Source organism: Flavobacterium panici, from assembly GCF_024499525.1.
GTDB classification, from domain to species: Bacteria; Bacteroidota; Bacteroidia; order Flavobacteriales; family Flavobacteriaceae; genus Flavobacterium; species Flavobacterium panici.
The window spans coordinates 3,939,550-3,957,304 of record NZ_CP100437.1; the positions used below are offsets into that span (position 1 = coordinate 3,939,550).

The 17,755-nt window shown below is 32.1% G+C and carries 17 protein-coding genes; 10 read left to right on the forward strand and 7 right to left on the reverse strand.

From position 1 onward, the window contains the following. The first annotated feature begins 59 nt into the window (after positions 1-59). Positions 60-2,672 (forward strand): TonB-dependent receptor, encoded by a 2,613-nt coding sequence (locus NLJ00_RS16595; RefSeq protein ID WP_256634615.1) that lies wholly within the window; start codon positions 60-62, stop codon positions 2,670-2,672. Between the two features lie 5 nt (positions 2,673-2,677). Beyond that, complete coding sequence (locus NLJ00_RS16600; RefSeq protein ID WP_256634616.1) at positions 2,678-3,517, forward strand: DUF4249 domain-containing protein; 840 nt, start codon at positions 2,678-2,680, stop codon at positions 3,515-3,517. Positions 3,518-3,626: 109 nt separating this feature from the next. On the opposite strand, the gene NLJ00_RS16605 is transcribed toward NLJ00_RS16600, so the two are convergent. Further along, positions 3,627-4,361: a hypothetical protein gene (locus tag NLJ00_RS16605; RefSeq protein ID WP_256634617.1), complete on the reverse strand. Its 735-nt coding sequence runs from the start codon at positions 4,359-4,361 to the stop codon at positions 3,627-3,629. A 413-nt stretch (positions 4,362-4,774) separates the two neighbouring features. On the opposite strand from NLJ00_RS16605, the gene NLJ00_RS16610 reads away from it, so the two are divergent. The 5 genes from NLJ00_RS16610 to NLJ00_RS16630 are packed head-to-tail and all read left to right on the forward strand — an operon-like array spanning position 4,775 to position 8,392. Next, a complete protein-coding gene (locus NLJ00_RS16610) occupies positions 4,775-5,806 on the forward strand; it encodes a hypothetical protein (protein WP_256634618.1) in 1,032 nt (343 codons plus the stop codon). A 22-nt stretch (positions 5,807-5,828) separates the two neighbouring features. After that, positions 5,829-6,797, forward strand: coding sequence for a hypothetical protein (locus tag NLJ00_RS16615; protein WP_256634619.1), 969 nt, complete (start codon positions 5,829-5,831; stop codon positions 6,795-6,797). Continuing rightward, positions 6,794-7,426 (forward strand): hypothetical protein, encoded by a 633-nt coding sequence (locus NLJ00_RS16620; protein ID WP_256634620.1) that lies wholly within the window; start codon positions 6,794-6,796, stop codon positions 7,424-7,426. The genes NLJ00_RS16615 and NLJ00_RS16620 overlap by 4 nt, the downstream gene beginning before the upstream one ends. A gap of 11 nt (positions 7,427-7,437) precedes the next feature. Continuing rightward, a complete protein-coding gene (locus NLJ00_RS16625; RefSeq protein ID WP_256634621.1) occupies positions 7,438-7,884 on the forward strand; it encodes a hypothetical protein in 447 nt (148 codons plus the stop codon). Further along, a complete protein-coding gene (locus tag NLJ00_RS16630) occupies positions 7,877-8,392 on the forward strand; it encodes a hypothetical protein (protein ID WP_256634622.1) in 516 nt (171 codons plus the stop codon). Before NLJ00_RS16625 ends, NLJ00_RS16630 begins: the two co-directional genes overlap by 8 nt. 2 nt (positions 8,393-8,394) lie before the next feature. Here the strand turns inward: NLJ00_RS16630 and NLJ00_RS16635 are convergent, their stop codons facing one another. From NLJ00_RS16635 to NLJ00_RS16655, 5 genes are all read right to left on the reverse strand, one after another. After that, a complete protein-coding gene (locus NLJ00_RS16635; protein WP_256634623.1) occupies positions 8,395-9,231 on the reverse strand; it encodes a hypothetical protein in 837 nt (278 codons plus the stop codon). Positions 9,232-9,272: 41 nt separating this feature from the next. Then, entirely contained in the window at positions 9,273-9,923 is a 651-nt protein-coding gene (locus tag NLJ00_RS16640) for a hypothetical protein (protein ID WP_256634624.1), read from the reverse strand. 39 nt (positions 9,924-9,962) lie between these two features. Further along, entirely contained in the window at positions 9,963-11,057 is a 1,095-nt protein-coding gene (locus tag NLJ00_RS16645) for an acyltransferase family protein (protein WP_256634625.1), read from the reverse strand. Positions 11,058-11,188: 131 nt separating this feature from the next. Then, positions 11,189-11,968, reverse strand: a complete 780-nt coding sequence (locus NLJ00_RS16650) for a bestrophin-like domain (RefSeq protein WP_256634626.1) — start codon at positions 11,966-11,968, stop codon at positions 11,189-11,191. Positions 11,969-12,078: 110 nt separating this feature from the next. After that, positions 12,079-13,509: an FAD-dependent oxidoreductase gene (locus tag NLJ00_RS16655; RefSeq protein ID WP_256634627.1), complete on the reverse strand. Its 1,431-nt coding sequence runs from the start codon at positions 13,507-13,509 to the stop codon at positions 12,079-12,081. 352 nt (positions 13,510-13,861) lie between these two features. On the opposite strand from NLJ00_RS16655, the gene NLJ00_RS16660 reads away from it, so the two are divergent. From NLJ00_RS16660 to NLJ00_RS16670, 3 genes are all read left to right on the forward strand, one after another. Next, positions 13,862-15,496 (forward strand): NADP-dependent glyceraldehyde-3-phosphate dehydrogenase, encoded by a 1,635-nt coding sequence (locus tag NLJ00_RS16660; RefSeq protein ID WP_256634628.1) that lies wholly within the window; start codon positions 13,862-13,864, stop codon positions 15,494-15,496. Positions 15,497-15,568: 72 nt separating this feature from the next. Then, positions 15,569-16,147 (forward strand): Crp/Fnr family transcriptional regulator, encoded by a 579-nt coding sequence (locus NLJ00_RS16665; RefSeq protein WP_256634629.1) that lies wholly within the window; start codon positions 15,569-15,571, stop codon positions 16,145-16,147. Between the two features lie 195 nt (positions 16,148-16,342). Next, positions 16,343-16,840, forward strand: a complete 498-nt coding sequence (locus tag NLJ00_RS16670) for a DinB family protein (RefSeq protein ID WP_256634630.1) — start codon at positions 16,343-16,345, stop codon at positions 16,838-16,840. A 263-nt stretch (positions 16,841-17,103) separates the two neighbouring features. On the opposite strand, the gene NLJ00_RS16675 is transcribed toward NLJ00_RS16670, so the two are convergent. Then, entirely contained in the window at positions 17,104-17,685 is a 582-nt protein-coding gene (locus NLJ00_RS16675; protein ID WP_256634631.1) for a Crp/Fnr family transcriptional regulator, read from the reverse strand. Between the last annotated feature and the right edge of the window lie 70 nt (positions 17,686-17,755).

Below are 17,755 nucleotides of genomic sequence, written 5' to 3' on the forward strand. Positions count from 1 at the left end.
TCCTATAGTCAGGATAGTATAAAACTATTCCATTTAATAATTCAAAAATACAAAATTTCATGAAGCATATAATTTCAGCGTGCTTTTTTTTATTCAGTTGGGGAGTTTTTTCCCAAAACGTCACGGTAACTGTAGATCAAACGGTAACATTAAAGGAATTCTTTAAACAAATTGAAAATCAATCTGATTTTAAATTTGCCTTTACAGATCAAATTAATACCAGCCAAAGATATTTTACGCAAAAAAACGTGTATACTAATATCGATATCAAACAGCTTGTTAATGAATTAAATAAAAACACATCGATTCAATTTTCGATTGTAGGCAGTAATATTTTTGTAAAACAAAAAGCTGTAAAAACGGCTAAAAAAAAAAATAAACTGACAGGACAGGTTCTTGATGAAAACAAAGAGCCCGTAATAGGAGCGAATGTTTTCATCATAGAACTTTCTACGGGTGTTACAACAGATATTAATGGAACCTTTAGCATAGATGTGGACAAAGGTATTTACAATCTTGTTGTAAGTTATGTAGGCTTGAAAAACAAAGAAAGACAGATTGCAGTTGATGGTGATGAAAGAATAAAATTCAACATGGAATCTGACAGTCAGCAGCTAGAGCAGGTAATTGTAACCAATAGTAAAGCTGTTGATGTAAGGAATACTCAAATGAGTGTCAACAAACTTTCGATGGCAGAAATTAAACGAATTCCTGTTGCAATGGGTGAGCCTGATCCTTTAAAATCATTGTTAACACTGCCTGGAGTTACAAACGCAGGAGAAGCTTCTTCTGGTTTTAACGTTCGTGGTGGTGCAGCAGATCAAAATTTAATTCTGCTGGATGGTGCGCCAGTTTACGGAGATTCACATATGTTTGGATTTTTCTCTATTTTTAATGCTGATGTTGTAAACGGATTAGATTTATATAAAGGTGGAATTCCGTCTAAATTTGGCGGACGTGTTTCTTCTGTTTTGGACGTAACGCAGCAAACCGGAGATTTTGAAAATTACAAAGTTAACGGAGGAATTGGTTTAATCTCAAGCCGACTTTTAGTGCAGGGACCAATACAAAAAGATGTGGGTTCGTTTCTTATTGCAGGTCGTGCCTCTTATGCACATTTATTTTTAAAACTGGCAGATAATAATAATTCGGCTATGTTTTATGATATCAATGCGAAGTTCAATTATAGATTGGGCGCTAATAATACACTTGCTTTTTCTGGATATTTTGGAAATGATGTTTTTGATATAAACGATCGTTTTTCCAGTACTTACGGAAACACAATGGGAATTTTAAGCTGGAAACATAAATTTTCTGAAAACCTGAATACTAATTTAGCTGTTTTTTACAGCGATTATAAATTTAACCTTGGTTTACAGCAGGAAGATTTTGACTGGAACAATAACATTCGAACGTACGGACTTAAATATGGTTTTAATCATATTGTAACTGATAAGTTTAAATTAAACTACGGAATCGACGGTCAGTATTATAATTTTAATCCGGGAACAGTTCAGCCTACAAGTTTAGATTCAGACTTTAATTACAAACAGCTGGATAAGAAATATTCGTTAGAAACATCTGCTTATGTGGATTTTGAGAATCAGATTACTCCAAAATTAAACCTTCGTTACGGACTTCGTTACAGTTTGTTTTATCGTTTAGGTGATGAAACTATTAATACTTATGCAGATGGAAAAGCAGTAGTATTTAATCCGTTGTATCATATTTATGAAGAAGGTACTCCAACAGGAAGTATATCTTATGGAAAAGGAGATAAAATAAGCAGTTTTGATAACCTTGAACCGCGTGTGGCATTATCATATGCTTTTAGTGATGATGCTTCTGTAAAAGCAAGTTACAACAGAATGGCGCAGTACATTCATATTTTATCTAATACACAATCGCCATTACCTACCAGTATCTGGACGCCAAGCGGACCGTTTACAAAACCGCAATTACTGGATCAATATGCGGCCGGATATTTCAGGAATTTTAAAGACGGCGATTATTCTTTTGAAGGAGAATTATTTTATAAAAAGATACAAAATCGTATCGATTACATTGATGGTGCCGATATATTGGCTAATAACAATATCGAGCAGGTTATCTTAAATGGTAAAGCCAGATCGTATGGTATGGAATTATCATTTAGAAAAAATACCGGAAATTTTACAGGATGGGTTTCCTACACTTTATCAAGAGCAGAACAAAAAACACCGGGAAGAACTCCTGATGAACCTGGAATTGCAAATGGTGACTGGTATTTATCTGGATATGATAAACTGCATAATTTGAACATTGTAGGAAGTTATGAATACAATCCAAAATGGTCATTTAATGCTAATTTCACTTTGCAGTCTGGTCAGCCGGTAACATATGCAAATGGTTATTATGAATTTGGCGGAATCAATATTCCAAACTTTTCACTTCGTAATGAAAACAGACTGCCGCTTTTTCACCATTTAGATTTGGCTGCAACTTACACGCCTAAACCGGATAAAAAGAAAGGATGGCAGAGCTATTGGGTATTCAGTCTTTATAATGTTTACAACAGAAAAAATGCAGCTTCTATGACGTTTGCAACAAATGAAGACACGGGAGCGAATGAAACCAGAAGACTTTCAATTTTTGGAGTCGTACCTGGAATTTCTTATAATTTTAAATTTTAATGAGTATGCAAAGGATTAATAAATATAATTTTAAAAGTAAAGCACTAGTTTTATTCAGCTTGTTTTGCGTGCTGTTTTTATCATCTTGTGAAGATGTAGTCAATCTTGATTTAGAAACCGGACAGACAAGAATAGTAGTCGATGCTGAGATTTTATGGTTTAAAGGAACAGCTGGTAATGAACAAACTATAAAAATCAGTAAAACAGCTCCGTATTATAATAACACAACACCAAAAGTTTCGGGAGCGCAGGTAAGAGTTGAAAATAGTACCGGAACTGTTTTTACTTTTAATGAAACAGAACCGGGTGTTTATAAGTGTACCAATTTTGTTCCTGTTTTAAATGCAGATTATACGCTTTACGTACAAGCAGAAGGTCAGAGTCTTACCGCTACTGAAAAGCTGACATCTGTAACGCCAATTGATAGAGTAGAGCAGGCAGTTGTTCCTGATTTTGGAGGAGAGGATGTTATAGAACTGACTTTTTATTATAAAGATCCTGCCGATCAGGTGAATTATTATCTTTCAGATTTTAAAAGCAGTTTCCTGATTTATCCGGAATATGACCTTACAGATGATGATTTCTTTAACGGAAATGAAATAAGTAACAGGTTCAATCATGAAGATATGAAAGCAGGAAATACGGTTGATATTACAAATCGTGGCATTTCTAAAAACTTTTACAACTATATGAATTTACTTTTAGAAATATATGGTGGAAGCCCGTTTTCAATTCCTCCCGGAAATATCCGCGGAAATATTGTAAACACTACCGATGCTAATAATTATGCCTTTGGTTATTTCAGGCTTTGCGAAGCCGATAAAGTTTCCTATGTGGTAAAATAAAGATTTTAATTAGGTTGATTTGTACGCGAACATCTGGCATTAAAGCAATTTAGTGTCAGATGTTTTTTTGTGATACTATTTCAATTAATAAACAGCACTTGAAATAATATTAAAGCTCTTCGTTTGTGAATTCAATTTTGCTTAAATTAATAAAATCAGGTCGTTCAGAATCCGTTTCGTGTGAAATTTTAATCTCATTTTCAGATATAAATTTTATTTCCTTATCACATCCTACATGACAAGATTCTACAGCAATTGGAAAATATAATTTTTTGTTTTTATCATAACCTATAATGTTGTTTCGAAAATAAGAAACAATCTTAAAATCGTCATTTTCAATTACTCGATCTTTATCGTATTCTCCATTAAATTCAAATAAATTTTCACTATAATAAGTACTTTTTACAATAGTTGGGTAAGAACTTTCTTTTCCTTCAGGATAATTGTCTTCATCCCATTTTTGTTCAAAATTCTTATAATAATTGATGTCTTTTTCTTGTTCAGTTGGCTTATAAATCCATTTACTTTTAGCACCAAATTGATATAATTCGTTGTATACTGCAGTTTTGGATTCCAGAGTTTTATCTTTTGTAAATTCACCATCAACAAACTCTCCAGATCTTAAACTATATTCTCCATCATATTTTAAGGTATAAAACTTTAGATTATTTATATTTAGCATAATAAAACTTAGGTATATTCCAGGATCACCGTTGCCTAAAGGAGATTCTTTTATCGCAAATAGAAAATAATCTATACCTTGAATTTTTTTTCTTAAAGTATGTTTTGGGTCGATTACGATATGATTATAGTCACTTATTACCAAAGTGTCACTTTTAAGCAACTCAAGATTTTTTTTATACTTTGAAGCTATTATTATATTTTTTGCGCCGCCAAGATAAAAATCATCCTCGTCGCCAGCATCGCTGCCAGATATTTTAATTACTTCAGTATTATCCTCATTGTTAAAAGAGAATAAAGTTACCGTTCTTACTGTTTCGTCGTTATCTTCTTTAATCTTTGGTAATGTGTTTTCCTCGTTTACTTTTTGATTCTAAATTTTTTCTTCTTTCTTGCAAGAATGCAGAATAATAGAAGACAAAAGAATTATAGCTATTTTGGTTTTAATGGTGCTCAATTTAGTTATCGGGTTTTAGGTTATTGGCAAGATAAAAATTATTTCAGAATTAAAAAATATCCTATGAAATGTCTTTTAATTGGTAAATAAAATTTGCTAGATTTACTGAAAAACAAAACGTGATAAAAAAAATACTCTGCCTGTTTCTTGTTTCAATTGCTGTTATTTCGTGTAAAAAAGAAAGCGAGGCAAAACACATTAAAACTTCTCTGGGAATTGTTGCAAATTTTGAAGGAACAGATTTATTTGCTAATAATGATTTATCTCAAAAAACAGATCATTTAAATTATGCTGCAAAAATTGAAGTTATTTCTTTTGACAGTAAAAAAGGAGTTTCTAAAATTCTCTATAAAAATCAAGAATTATATGTAGCTTCTTCAGCATTAGAATTACTTTCTAGAAAAGAAAATGATAACAGTTATTTTACAAAAGACTGCTATTGTTTAATGGGATTAAAAGAAGCCAAAACCCTTAATTTTCCAACGAAATACGATACAGTTCATTATTTTGAAAAAGACAATAAAATACGATTTATAAAAGAAGTATCCTATTATAAACCTAGTTATGAAACGTATAAAAGTCATGACATAGAAATGACCCAGGAAGATTATAATGCTGACGGGCCAAATTTTTATTCATACATTACAATTGACAGAAACAATTTTTTGATAGGTACTTTTTTTACAGAGCAAAATAAATCTTATCTAGAATGTTATAATAAGAAATCAACCTACGAAGTTTCTAAAAATTCCAGCAAATTATCAGAGTACTATGAAACTGAGGAGTTTAATTATGCTATGAATTTATTTAATACAGATCTTTTATTTGCAAAAATTGGCAATGATAATTTTGTAAAAACTTCTGATAATTTCGACTACAAGAAACAAGCAATTTTGATTGATCAAGGCGAACTGAATTTAGAGAAAAATGTAAATATTCAATTATATAGCTTAAATAATTTTGAGCTTGTTGTCTACAATGATCATGCAATACTTTTTAATTATTTGAGAGAGTTTAAAATTGTAAAAAAAGAGGGCAAAAAAAGATATTTTGTAAAAATCTATATAGAAGAATTTGAAGGTTCTGATATAGCAGGAGAGTATTATATAGATTTAAAAGAAATTGCAGCGTTTGCTTCAATAGGTGATTAATTCAAAAAGTTTATTTTTAAATATGAAATATTGTATAAAGTTATTTGCTCTTTTATTTTTATTGAATAGTTGTAAAAACGAAACAAAAGAAGTTCGTAATAAAACAGCTGTAAAAACTCAAAAAAACGATGAGGTTAAAATTTCTGCAACGGTATATAAAGATTATACAATAGCTCCTGTCAATTTTTTGGATGAAAAATATAAAATTGATGGTTTAGACTTTCCAGGTATTTCACCACCTTATCCTGCCTATCATTTTTATGATGAAAATTTAGGACAGTTTAATTTCAACTATGTCGGAAAGTCAAGGTTAATCCGTTATTATTGGGATACTGATAATTCAGATGGTTTTTTTGCTCACTTTAGACCTGAAAATCCTGCTGAAGAAGACCCAAAACTAATGAAAAAACAGGCAAATGATATTATAAAAAAGAGCTTAAACGATTATTACTTTGTTGTTGAATTTTCGCCTAAAGAAGCATTAACCCGCAGCAAAGACGGATTTCTTCAATCAAAAAAAGATGCCTATACTTATTTTTATGTTTATGAAAATAATAAATGGATTTTTTTGAAAAGACTTTTTACCAGTGATATTCAAAAAGAAGGAATAGAGCTTTTTACAGAATTATTATTACCTCATAAATTAAAAGATATTAAACCAATTGCAGAAGAATTTCAAGGTAAATTTAAAGCCGAAGCCGACGGAGAATATACTAATGATGGACAAGGTCATACGACTTATTATTTTACCATTATAAAAAATAAAATTGATTTAAAGTATGAAGCTTTTAGAGGAGATTTTGTTTGCGAAGGCGAGTATAAAGGAATACAGAATGGTACTATTTTAGAATTGTATTATGATAGAGAAGACGATCGCTGTTTAAAATTAGATCCTACCTATTTAATAAAAAGAGAAAACGATAATTTTTTTATAAAAGGAATTGGCGGAGAAGGAACTATTAATGACTGGATAAAAATGGATAAAGAATGATAAAAGTTAGAATAATGATTTGCTTTCTGATTCTTTCATTATGTGCCTGTAAAGAGGCAAAGAAAGAAATAAAAGAAACAAAAGAAATAACTCCAAAAGTAATTATAGATAAAGTTCAATCTGTCAGTAATAATCAGTTAAGTGATTTTATAGGAGAATATGAATTTAAAAATCCGGATAATCCAAAAGAAAACCTTCTTTTGGTTATGAAAACAGCAGATATTAAAAGTATTGCTGATTTTGAAGGTTATGCATGGGAAGAAACAAATGAAAAAGGAGAAATTGTTGAGAAAACATTAATTGGATTATTTTACGGTAATACAGATTTATTTGATCAAGCGAGGGAAGGTTATGGGCCTGGTTTTTTTGTTGCAAATGTACAAGTTGAACCTGCTGGAGAGAATTCATTGCAAATAAATGTTCGGGCAACTGCTTCGGATATTTTAGAAAACCCTGTTCTGCCTACAATTAAATCAACCAAAGAAGCTTTGGAAAAAGGGAATAAAAAATGGGAGATAACAGAAATTGATATTTTCAGAGAGTTAATTTTTGAAATTAAAAATCCTAAGGAATTAATACTCAAATCAGATTTAGGTTTAGAGGATAAAACATTTAAAAAGATAAATTAATATCAAAAAATATGTGCCAAAGCGGAAAAGAAATCAAACTTTGTACCTGCGTTCCCAATGGAATGGATACCATTATTCACCACAAGAATTCCCGAAAAAACAGACAAAAAAGACGTGTAGATTTTACCTGGACGTTAGAAAAATGTTTGGGCTGGAGTAAAACTACAATGGATGGAATGGGGTATATGCCGGAGAAAGCTTTAACAGAAGATTTGACAAATGAAAGAATGCTTGTTGATCTTAACAGTAAAAATTGTTTCGATTTCGATTATGAACCTAATGAAAAAGATAATCTTCAAATTTTTACTCCTGAAAGCTCTATTAGAAGACATTTATCTTTTATTTTTAAAAATGGAGAATGGATAGCAGGTTCTCATATGCCTTTTATGTATGAGATGGAAATAATAAATTTTGGAAAAGTAACTTTAGAAGATAAAACTGAAAATAAAAATGATTAAAAAAACACTATTTCTATTAATAACTGCACTGTTATTAATAAGCTGTAAACATCAAAATGATGAGCATAAATCTTTAGACGTAAAAAAAGAGAATAGCAGCAATTCAGAAGATCTTTTAAAAAAGAATAAAGATACTGACAGTATTATTCAGGTTGAGGAGACTGAAAAACTTACAGAACTTCTTTTTAAATGCAAAGAAAACGACAACGGTATGTCGAGATATGATGATCCTTTAAATAAAACCTGTGTATGCAATGAAACTACATTTGACGGCGCTTATGAAATATTTTATAAGGAGTCACCAGATTACGAACAAAAGAATTTATTGAAAAAATTACCACAGAAAAATAAGGAATGGAAAGCTCCGGATGCAGACGTTACCTACACATGGGTTGAGCAGGATACATTAAAAATAAACCTGTTTTATCAAGGAGGTGAAGACACTTATGTTTTTTATAAAAACAGCGATAATAAAATAGAATATAAACAATATGTATCTCTGCCATAGCTTTAGTCACAGCGATATCCATGCAAATCTAATCCTTCAACATAAATTGTTTTAAACTTATCATTTTTTTGCTGGATAAGAATTCTTCTTTCGGGAAATTTGGTTTTCGATTTAGCAGAAGTTTTTCCCCATAAAAAATCATCATTATAAACAAAATAGGCAGGACCAATATTAGCAAACACTTTTACTTTGGTCTTGTCTTCATCGCTGTATCTATAAACGATGCTGTCATCCATTTTTTGAATTTTTCTTTGAATGGGAAAATAGCCTTTTCCGTAATTTAGATTTAATGGTTTTTTAGAACATAAAAGTGGTTTGCCGTTTTTAGCAGTATCAAAATTCTTGATGGTCAGGCCAATGAAATTTTCTCTGCAATCATCAATTCTACAGATTACTTCATCAACCTTCATTTCTGCAAAACCTTTAGTTCCGTAAACATAATATTTTGGTTCGATGATTTTTTTAATCTCCTTTTCTAAGTTTTTACTTTTTATAAGCTTTACAATTCCTAAAGTATCATAAAATTCAATTTTTTTATTTTTTACAGCTTTAGGATCATAAAAAGCGGCTTCTAATGAATCTGTTTCATTTATTTGTCTGTAAATTTTCTCGTATTTGGATATGGTGTCAGATTCAAACATGGTAATAACAATCGCTGTTGTATTATCTGCCAGATCATAAACGGGATAAATGCTATCTTCTTTAATTTCTGATTCTAATTTTGAGTTATCTTCTGCTATTTCTTTTAACGGGATATTCTTGTGTTCTTTCTTTTTTTCCTGACAAGAAAGGAACAGAGAAAATGAAATTATAAAAAGTATAAAAGTTGTTTTTTGCATTGGATATTTTAAATAGATTTCAAATTTTTGTATAAAGACAATTAACAACAGCCTATAATATCAACTGCTTTTTTCAGTTTTTTAGAATAACCTATATAAGTCGTATCTTCTTCTGAAAGCGAAATGGAGAATAAAGGTCTTTTATCATTTTGGCATTCTATAAAGGTATCATAGTTCATAAACTCACCTTTTGGCTGACCAAAAATATCATCTTTTTCTATTTCATTTTTATCAGATATATCGGTAAGAGAATCTGGATCAACCATTTCTTTAGCTGTAGTTAAAATGTACTTTTCCATTTCTTCATCATTTTTAATATATATCAAATGATAACCATTTGCTATGTATCTTGTTTTAAAAGATTTTTCATATATCAATTCACCAATGCTGTTAAAAATTTGAAATACTGATGTTGTCTCATTTATATTTCCCTTTGGAACAGTAATAATAAATTTATCATCAGTTGACAAATCTGAGAATTTTGCAGACAAAGAATCTTTAAATTCTTCTTTGATCACAGTATTAACAGGATCAAAATATACTTCTGCCGGCGGGTGTGCAACGGTTAAAGTATCTTTTTTGGATAAAGTATCGCTTACAATTGCAGTTTTTTTGATTAGCTTTTTTTCAACTTTATTGCAGGCATAAAAAAGTAAAACAGATAAGAAAAAAATAAGCGTATTTTTATACATATTTAAGTATTTGAATTGAGTTTTAATATTTTAAATAACTTATTTAACCGCTTTTCCATTCCATTTCTCACTCAAATATTTTCGAAGCGGAATATCATAAAAAACCATTACTAAATAAGCAAATGCAACCAACAAAATCGTTCCCAAAATAGTAATAATAGTCAGCTGTAAAGTATCTGGTTTATGCGAAGTATAATAATTACCAAACATCCACAAAGCGGCATAATGCGTCATGTATAACGGATAAGAAATCTTTCCGGAAAATACGCAGATTTTTTTAAGGTTTGGTGTTAGTTCTGCACCCGCGCCCAAAGCAATTAACAAAGGAAAATAAAACAAAACTACCAAAGGTTCAGACAGCCAGTTCCATTCTGAAGAAGGCATTAAAAAAGCCATAAGCAAAAATATAGTAAGACTGATAAATCCGAGTTTGTTTTTAATAACCCAGTTACAGCGATAAATAAGCAAACCCGCTAAAAAAGAATAAGAGATTCGGGCACAGCCGTCCCAAAATGTCGGACCGCTCCAGCCTCCCAGTAAATTATCTGAATTATAAGCTACATAACAAATAGCCAAAGCAGCCAGAATTGTTAGAATTTGAAGGTAAAATCGGCTAATGCGACATAGTACAAAAGCATACACAATATTCGCAATATATTCCCAAAAGAGCGACCAGGCCGGAGCATTAAAGCTGAACAAATTAAAACCACGATCAGCAATAACAGGCAGCGGAATAAGAAATAAAGAACAGATAAAAGTTAGAACAATTTTACCTGTACTGTACAATTCTGGATGACCACCAAAAGGATCAAACAAAAACGCCAGTAAACCTAACACAGAACCTATAATTACAAGTGGATGAAGCCTAATAATTCTCGAAATAAAAAACTTACGAAGCCCCATTTTTGCTATACGATCATCATAAGCATAACCAATTACAAATCCGGAAAGACAGAAGAAAAAATCAACCGCTAAAAATCCATGTCCGATAAAATTTTGGGCAGGATCTGTAAAAACCCATTCCATAAAATGAAAAATCACAACCGCAATGGCAGCAATGCCTCTTAGTCCGTCGAGAATTTCAAAATGTTGTTTCGTTTGCAGGTTTGATGCGGTAATTGTATTCGTATTCATTTTTAATCTATATCCGGTCAAATTAAACTAAAGGCGTCGAAAAACACATGATTTGTCATGGCAAGATATATAAAATTATCTTGCCAAGTAACCAGAAAAAGACAAAAAAATGATGATAATTGTTAGAATAATTACTCAAAATTTTTCCTCAAATCAATTATAGTTTGATTTGGAACATCAAGATTTACAAAACCTCTGCGTGGTCTGTCTAAATCGAGTGTAAATAAAATTACTAGCGAAACCAAAAGACAAAAACCAATTTGAACTAACCAGTCAATTTTGCCTTTAAGCCCTTCAGAATAGCCACTGTAGAATGCAATTATCATAGACAGAAAAAATAGCATCACTAAAATACTTTCGGGAACTTTTGCTTTTTCTCCAGATAGGCGGGAAGTAGTAACATCAATCAAGTCGTTAAGTGCAGGAATCATTTGCTGTGTTGCGGCAAGATTAGCCGGATCTTTAGAAAGATGAGTTGCACGTTTCCATAACTTCGAAGAAATAACCTGAGATAAACTATCGGCCTTTAAAATTCCTTTTACATTGGGCCCAACTTTATAGTACGAAATTCTTGTTTCTACGTAATCCTTAAAATCTTTTCGGAACAATGCCCGGGTTGAATCAGGATATAAATCACTCCTCAATATAGCGGTACCAATGATATTGGATTCTTCAACCACAATTTTTCTTCGGGAATCGTAACGATCGCTGCTCATGCTAAATGTAAACGCCAGTAAGAAAAAAAGCAAGGCAATAAGTGAAGATGTTTCTGTCGTTTTTTCTTCTTCAGGGTTTTTCTTCCGAATATGATTTCCGGCTACTTTTCCAATAAAACTTGAAATAAGCATTAATACAAAAAGCAATAGCGCAATGACCCACGCTTCAGTTTGATAGAGAATACCTGTATCCATACGATTAGCTGTTTTTTAGAAATAATGAAACGACTGAATTAACAGAAAAAGACTCTCAAATATAACAAAAAAATGTAGGATTTAATTATGATACAGTAAGTTATAATTTGTCACGTTTCTTTTTTCTTCAAACATCGCCCTCTCGGTTCATCACCTTCATGCAGCACAATATCAGAATGTAAAAATTGGGCAGCATCGGCAGAATCTCTTACTTTGGCCGCACTGCGTTCTAACATTTCTGCTTCAAACTCTGTTAATACACTTTTCCTGATTCCGGATTTTCTCCATTGCGATAAAGGTTTACATCTTTTTGCAATTGCTCTGGCAAGTGATAATGCATCCAGCAAAGCTTGATTTGCACCTTGTCCTTTAAACGGACTCATTGGGTGTGCTGCATCTCCAATCAATGTTGATGAACCTCCTTTGTTTAATAATTCAGAACCCAATAATTGACGGTCATAAACAGGATATCCCGAAATCTGAGTGGCTAAAGTTGCCTCTAAAATCTGCGGAATTGGATTGTGCCATTGTGTTCTTCGGCAAGCTTCTTCTTTTAAAGCTAAAGGACCTTGTGCACTTAAAGATTTTGCTTCTTCTTCAGACATTGGAAAACTCAATTGCCACATCACAGAATCAGAAGTATATGGCATGATATAAATTCGTTCATTGCCATTTGCGGTTTGAAATACAGTTGCTGAATCCAACAAAGAACTATGAACACCTTCAAGTGCACTTAAAGGGCAAATACCCAATATTACTATACAATCTAAATAACGTAAAGGTGTAATATCATCGCCAATTAAAAGCTTTCGAACCGAACTGCGAATACCATCGGCACCCACAATAAGATCGGCTTTTGTGCTTTTTATTTCACCATTTACCAGAAAGTTTATGTAGAGACTTTCATCCTCACATTCTTTAAAATCAACTAATTGATGTCCCCATTGTACAACATGATCTCCGCCAAGCTGTTCGAGAAGTTCTAAGCGAAGCGATTGTCTGGCGATATGCACATTAGAACGTTTTGCAGCTACTTTACCATCAGTCTGCAGCCATTTTCTAATTCCCCATTCGCCAACCACTTTTCCTTCGGGAGTATGAACCAAATGTCGTGTAGAAACTATGCCGTCTTTTAAGGAAAAAATACCTAAACCTTCGATCGCTTTACTAGCTTGCTGTAAAGTAAGTCCGTAACCCTGAGAACGGGCTGCGAAGTTGTTATCGCGTTCGTAAATAGTAAAAGGAATTCCGCGGTGTAAACAGGCAACAGCAAGTGCAGTTCCGCCAATTCCGGCACCAATAATAGCAACGTTTGGGAAATTTTCTGTATCCGGTTCGGGAAAAAAGTTAGATTCAATTAATCCAGATCCGTTGCAGTTAAGGCATTTGTATAAGTTAGCCTTAGGACGAACAGGAGGAGTTCCATTGCCTTGTGTTTTTTCAAATTCTTCGAATGCTATTTGGTAATTAAGCCGTACTTTTTTACTAAGCCTTCGACTTTTTTTACCACGACCTTGGCATTCCGGGCAAGTAGTCCACATATTCGTTTGTTTAAAACTAAATTTTTGTACCAAATTTAGAATGGGCAAATTTAGACCGAAATTAGTATATACACAAATTCAATTTTTATTGAAGTACAATCGCGGTTCTATTTTTTAAATATCAATAATTTTCAATAACAAATTAGCGAAATAAAATAAATAAGATTTTTTCTATAGCTGTAAGGTGTTGAATTCTTTGGTTTTACAAAAAAGGTATATTGATTGTTTATCAATTGAAAGTGATAACAGAATTTTAACATAGTTCTGCTTAACATTCCTTAATTTGTTAAGGAAATAAATTAAAAACCAAAAACGAATTTTATTAAATTAATTCCCAATTAAACATTTGTATATGGAAAATTTAAAAGCATCCCTAACGGCTATTGACAGGCTTTTTACAGCAGAAAATCTAATCCCCCAAGAATATCAGATTTCAGAAATCCATCAAAGAGAATATCTCTTAAATGGAAAATTAGTTCCATGGAACGGAGACGTTACAGAAGTTTTTTCTCCCGTTTTTGTGAATGGAGCAGACGGACTTAAACGTAAACTTGTTGGAACAATTCCGCATACTTCTGCCAAAGAAGCATTAGAATCACTTGACGCAGCGGTTGCAGCTTACGACGACGGACAAGGCGTTTGGCCAACAATGAGCGTTGAAGACAGAATTAAATGCATGCAGAAATTTGTGTATTTAATGATTCAGCAGCGTGAACTGGTGATCAAATTATTAATGTGGGAAATTGGAAAAAGTCTTCCGGATTCAACCAAAGAATTTGACCGAACCGTAGAATATATCAATGCCACAATTGACGCCTTAAAAGATTTAGACAGACAATCATCAAGATTTGAAGAAGCAGAAGGAGTTTTGGCACAAGTGAGACGATCTTCTCTTGGTGTTGTTTTGAGCATGGGACCGTTTAATTATCCTTTAAATGAAATTTTTACCACGCTGATTCCTGCACTTATAATGGGAAATACCATTTTGTTTAAATTACCAAAACATGGTGTTTTAGCACATTATCCTTTATTGAATGCCTTTAAAGAAGCATTTCCTCCGGGAACGGTCAATACACTTTACGGACGAGGCGCAGAAATTATTTCTCCATTAATGGAAAGCGGAAAAGTAAATGTATTGGCTTTCATTGGATCAAGTAATGTAGCAAATGGATTAAAGAAATTACATCCAAAAGCCAACAGACTGCGTTCTATTTTAAGTCTTGATGCTAAAAACGCTGCCATTGTAACGAAACACGCTGACATAAACGTTGCTGTAAATGAATGTTTATTGGGCGCTTTATCTTTTAACGGACAACGCTGTACGGCATTAAAATTAATTTTTGTGCAGAAAGATGTTGCCGATGAATTTGTTCAAAAATTAAGTGAAGCTGTCGCAGCATTAAAACCGGGACTTCCTTGGGATAAAGATGTAAAAATCACACCGCTTCCGGAAGTTGATAAACCAGCTTATCTTAAAAATTGTCTGGATGATGCGTTGGCAAATGGAGCAAAAATTATAAATGAAAACGGAGGATACACCAATAATTCATTTGTATTTCCATCTGTAGTTTATCCGGTAAACGATAAAATGAAATTGTATCATGAAGAGCAATTTGGGCCAATTATTCCGGTTGTTCCTTTTGATTCTATCGATGAACCAATTAATTACCAAATCAATGCGTCGCACGGAATGCAAGTGAGTATTTTTAGTGAAGATCCGAGAGAAGTCGCAAGTTTAATTGATCCGTTTGTGAATTTAGTAAGTCGTGTAAATATCAACTGCCAGTCACAACGCGGGCCGGACGTTTTCCCGTTTACCGGAAGAAAAGACAGCGCAGAAGGAACTTTATCCATTTCAGATGCATTGCGTTCGTTTTCAATTCGTTCGCTTGTTGCCACTAAAGCTACAGATGCCAATAAAAAACTGTTTAACTCAATTGTAAGAGATCACGACTCTAATTTCTTGAGTACAGATTATATATTTTAATAGAAAACGAGCAATTGTAGTATCTTTGTTAGGCTAGAAAAAATAGCTTTTTAAAGTTTTTATACCCAAGATATGTTTGAAGTTTTTGCCAAATATTTACTGAATCAGATACAATTAAGTGATGAAGAATTAGAAATGATTCGGGAAGTTACCGTTGTACGCAAATTGAGAAAAAATCAATATCTGCTGCAGGAAGGCGATATCTGGCGTTTTAATGCTTTTATTACAAAAGGCTGTCTGCGAACGTATAGTGTAAATGATAAATCGAACGAACACATTATTAATTTTGCTATTGAAAATTGGTGGATAGGAGACAGAGAAAGCCTTTTGAACGGAACGCCTTCGCGATTTAATATCGATGCGATTGAAGACAGCGAAGTATTGTTAATCAGCAAAGATAATTTTGCAATGCTTACCAAAAGTATTCCTCAATTTCAGGATTTGGTAAACTTGATTATCGAAAGAAGTTTTGTAGCAAGTCAAAACCGAATTAACAGCAATATCAGCCATTCTGCCGAAGAAAAGTATAAAAACTTTATGGAAAAACAGGCTCATATTGCCTTGAGAGTTCCACAGCACATGGTCGCTTCCTATTTAGGAATAACGCCTGAAACTTTAAGTCGCATACGAAAGCAGACTTTGAAGAAATGAGTTTATAATTGTTAATGGTTAATTATTAATTGTTAATACTAAATATTGAAAAGGGTAGAAAACTGGTGTTTTCTACCCTTTTTTATTTTATATAAAACCTTGATTAAAGTCAATTTGTTTGATATTATATATCAATGTTTTCCAAAGTTAGAAACAAGAACTTTGTAACATTTATAATAATTAAACCATTGTATTATGTCACATTTTAAAAGCGATGAAGCGCTCTTGTTAACTACCAAACTTTATATAGAAGCGTGGCTTTTATCTAACAGAAGATTACACAATTTAATTATCAAACTTTCTGAAGAAGAAATCTACAAAGAAATTTCTCCCGAAAGAAACCGTGGAATATATCTTTTGGGGCATCTTATTTCTACAACCGATACCATGATTGAGTTATTGGGTTTTGATAAAAAAAGATATCCTGAACTGGATTCGATTTTTGTTTCTGCTCCCGATAAATCCGGTAAAATTTTTCCTGATTTTGAAGTTTTAAAACAGAATTGGGAAAAGATAAATGCAGTTATGTTAGAACATATCGAAAATATGTCACCAGAACAATGGTTAGAAAAACATGCTTCTGTCAGTGAAGATGATTTTAAGAAAGACCCAACTAGAAATAAACTTAATGTTTTAATCAGCCGAACCAATCATCAAAATTATCATTTAGGACAATTGGTTTTGTTATTATAATATTTATATCAATTGTGTTTTAGGTATAAAAATTTTATTAAACACATAGAAACATAGATTTAAAATGATTTATTAAGAAGATTAAAAAAATCTAGATTTTAACACATAGCTTTGTGTGTTTTTCGATGACGCAGCTTTGTCAAAGTTTTAAACTTTGACAAAGCTCTACGCGTACAAATATGTGAATTAATGCAAGTGAAACGCCTTTTAAACACACAGAAAAACTATGTTCCTATGTGTTTAAAAAATTACACACAACAGGATTATATTTTTTTGGTGTTTTGATTTCTAATTCTACTAAGTGTTTCTGCAGAAATTCCCAAATAAGAAGCAATCATGTGCTGTGGAAATCTGGGATGTACATCCTGAAATTTATCGAGGAAATTGGTATATTTTTGTTCCGATGTTAAACTGATATTCGACAAAACCCGATTTTGAGATTCTATAAAACTAATCTCAAACAGCTTTTTCATGAATTTTGCAAAATCAGGAATTTCGTTTAAAAGTTTTTCAAAATTTACTTTCGAAATTAATATTACTTCAGAATCTTCGAGAGCATCAATATTTAGATTTGAAGGAATTTCGGAAGAATAACTTTCCATATCGCCCGTCCATGAATTTTCCAAAGAAAAATCAATAATATGTTCAACTCCGCGATCGTCTACACTATACGTGCGTAAAAGTCCTTTTAAAACAAAAGCATAATAACGCCAAATTTCACCTTCCTGCAGCAGAAATTTTCTTCTTTTAATATTTTTATGAATAAGAGTTTCCTGTATTAATTCAAATTCAGTTTCAGAAATTTGAAGTTTTGTTTTTAAATAATCGAGAAAATCCTGATACATAAAAATGAGTTTGAGTAAAATTATCGATTTTTTGATATATAATAAAAAAATCCCGCCATAAAGCGGGATT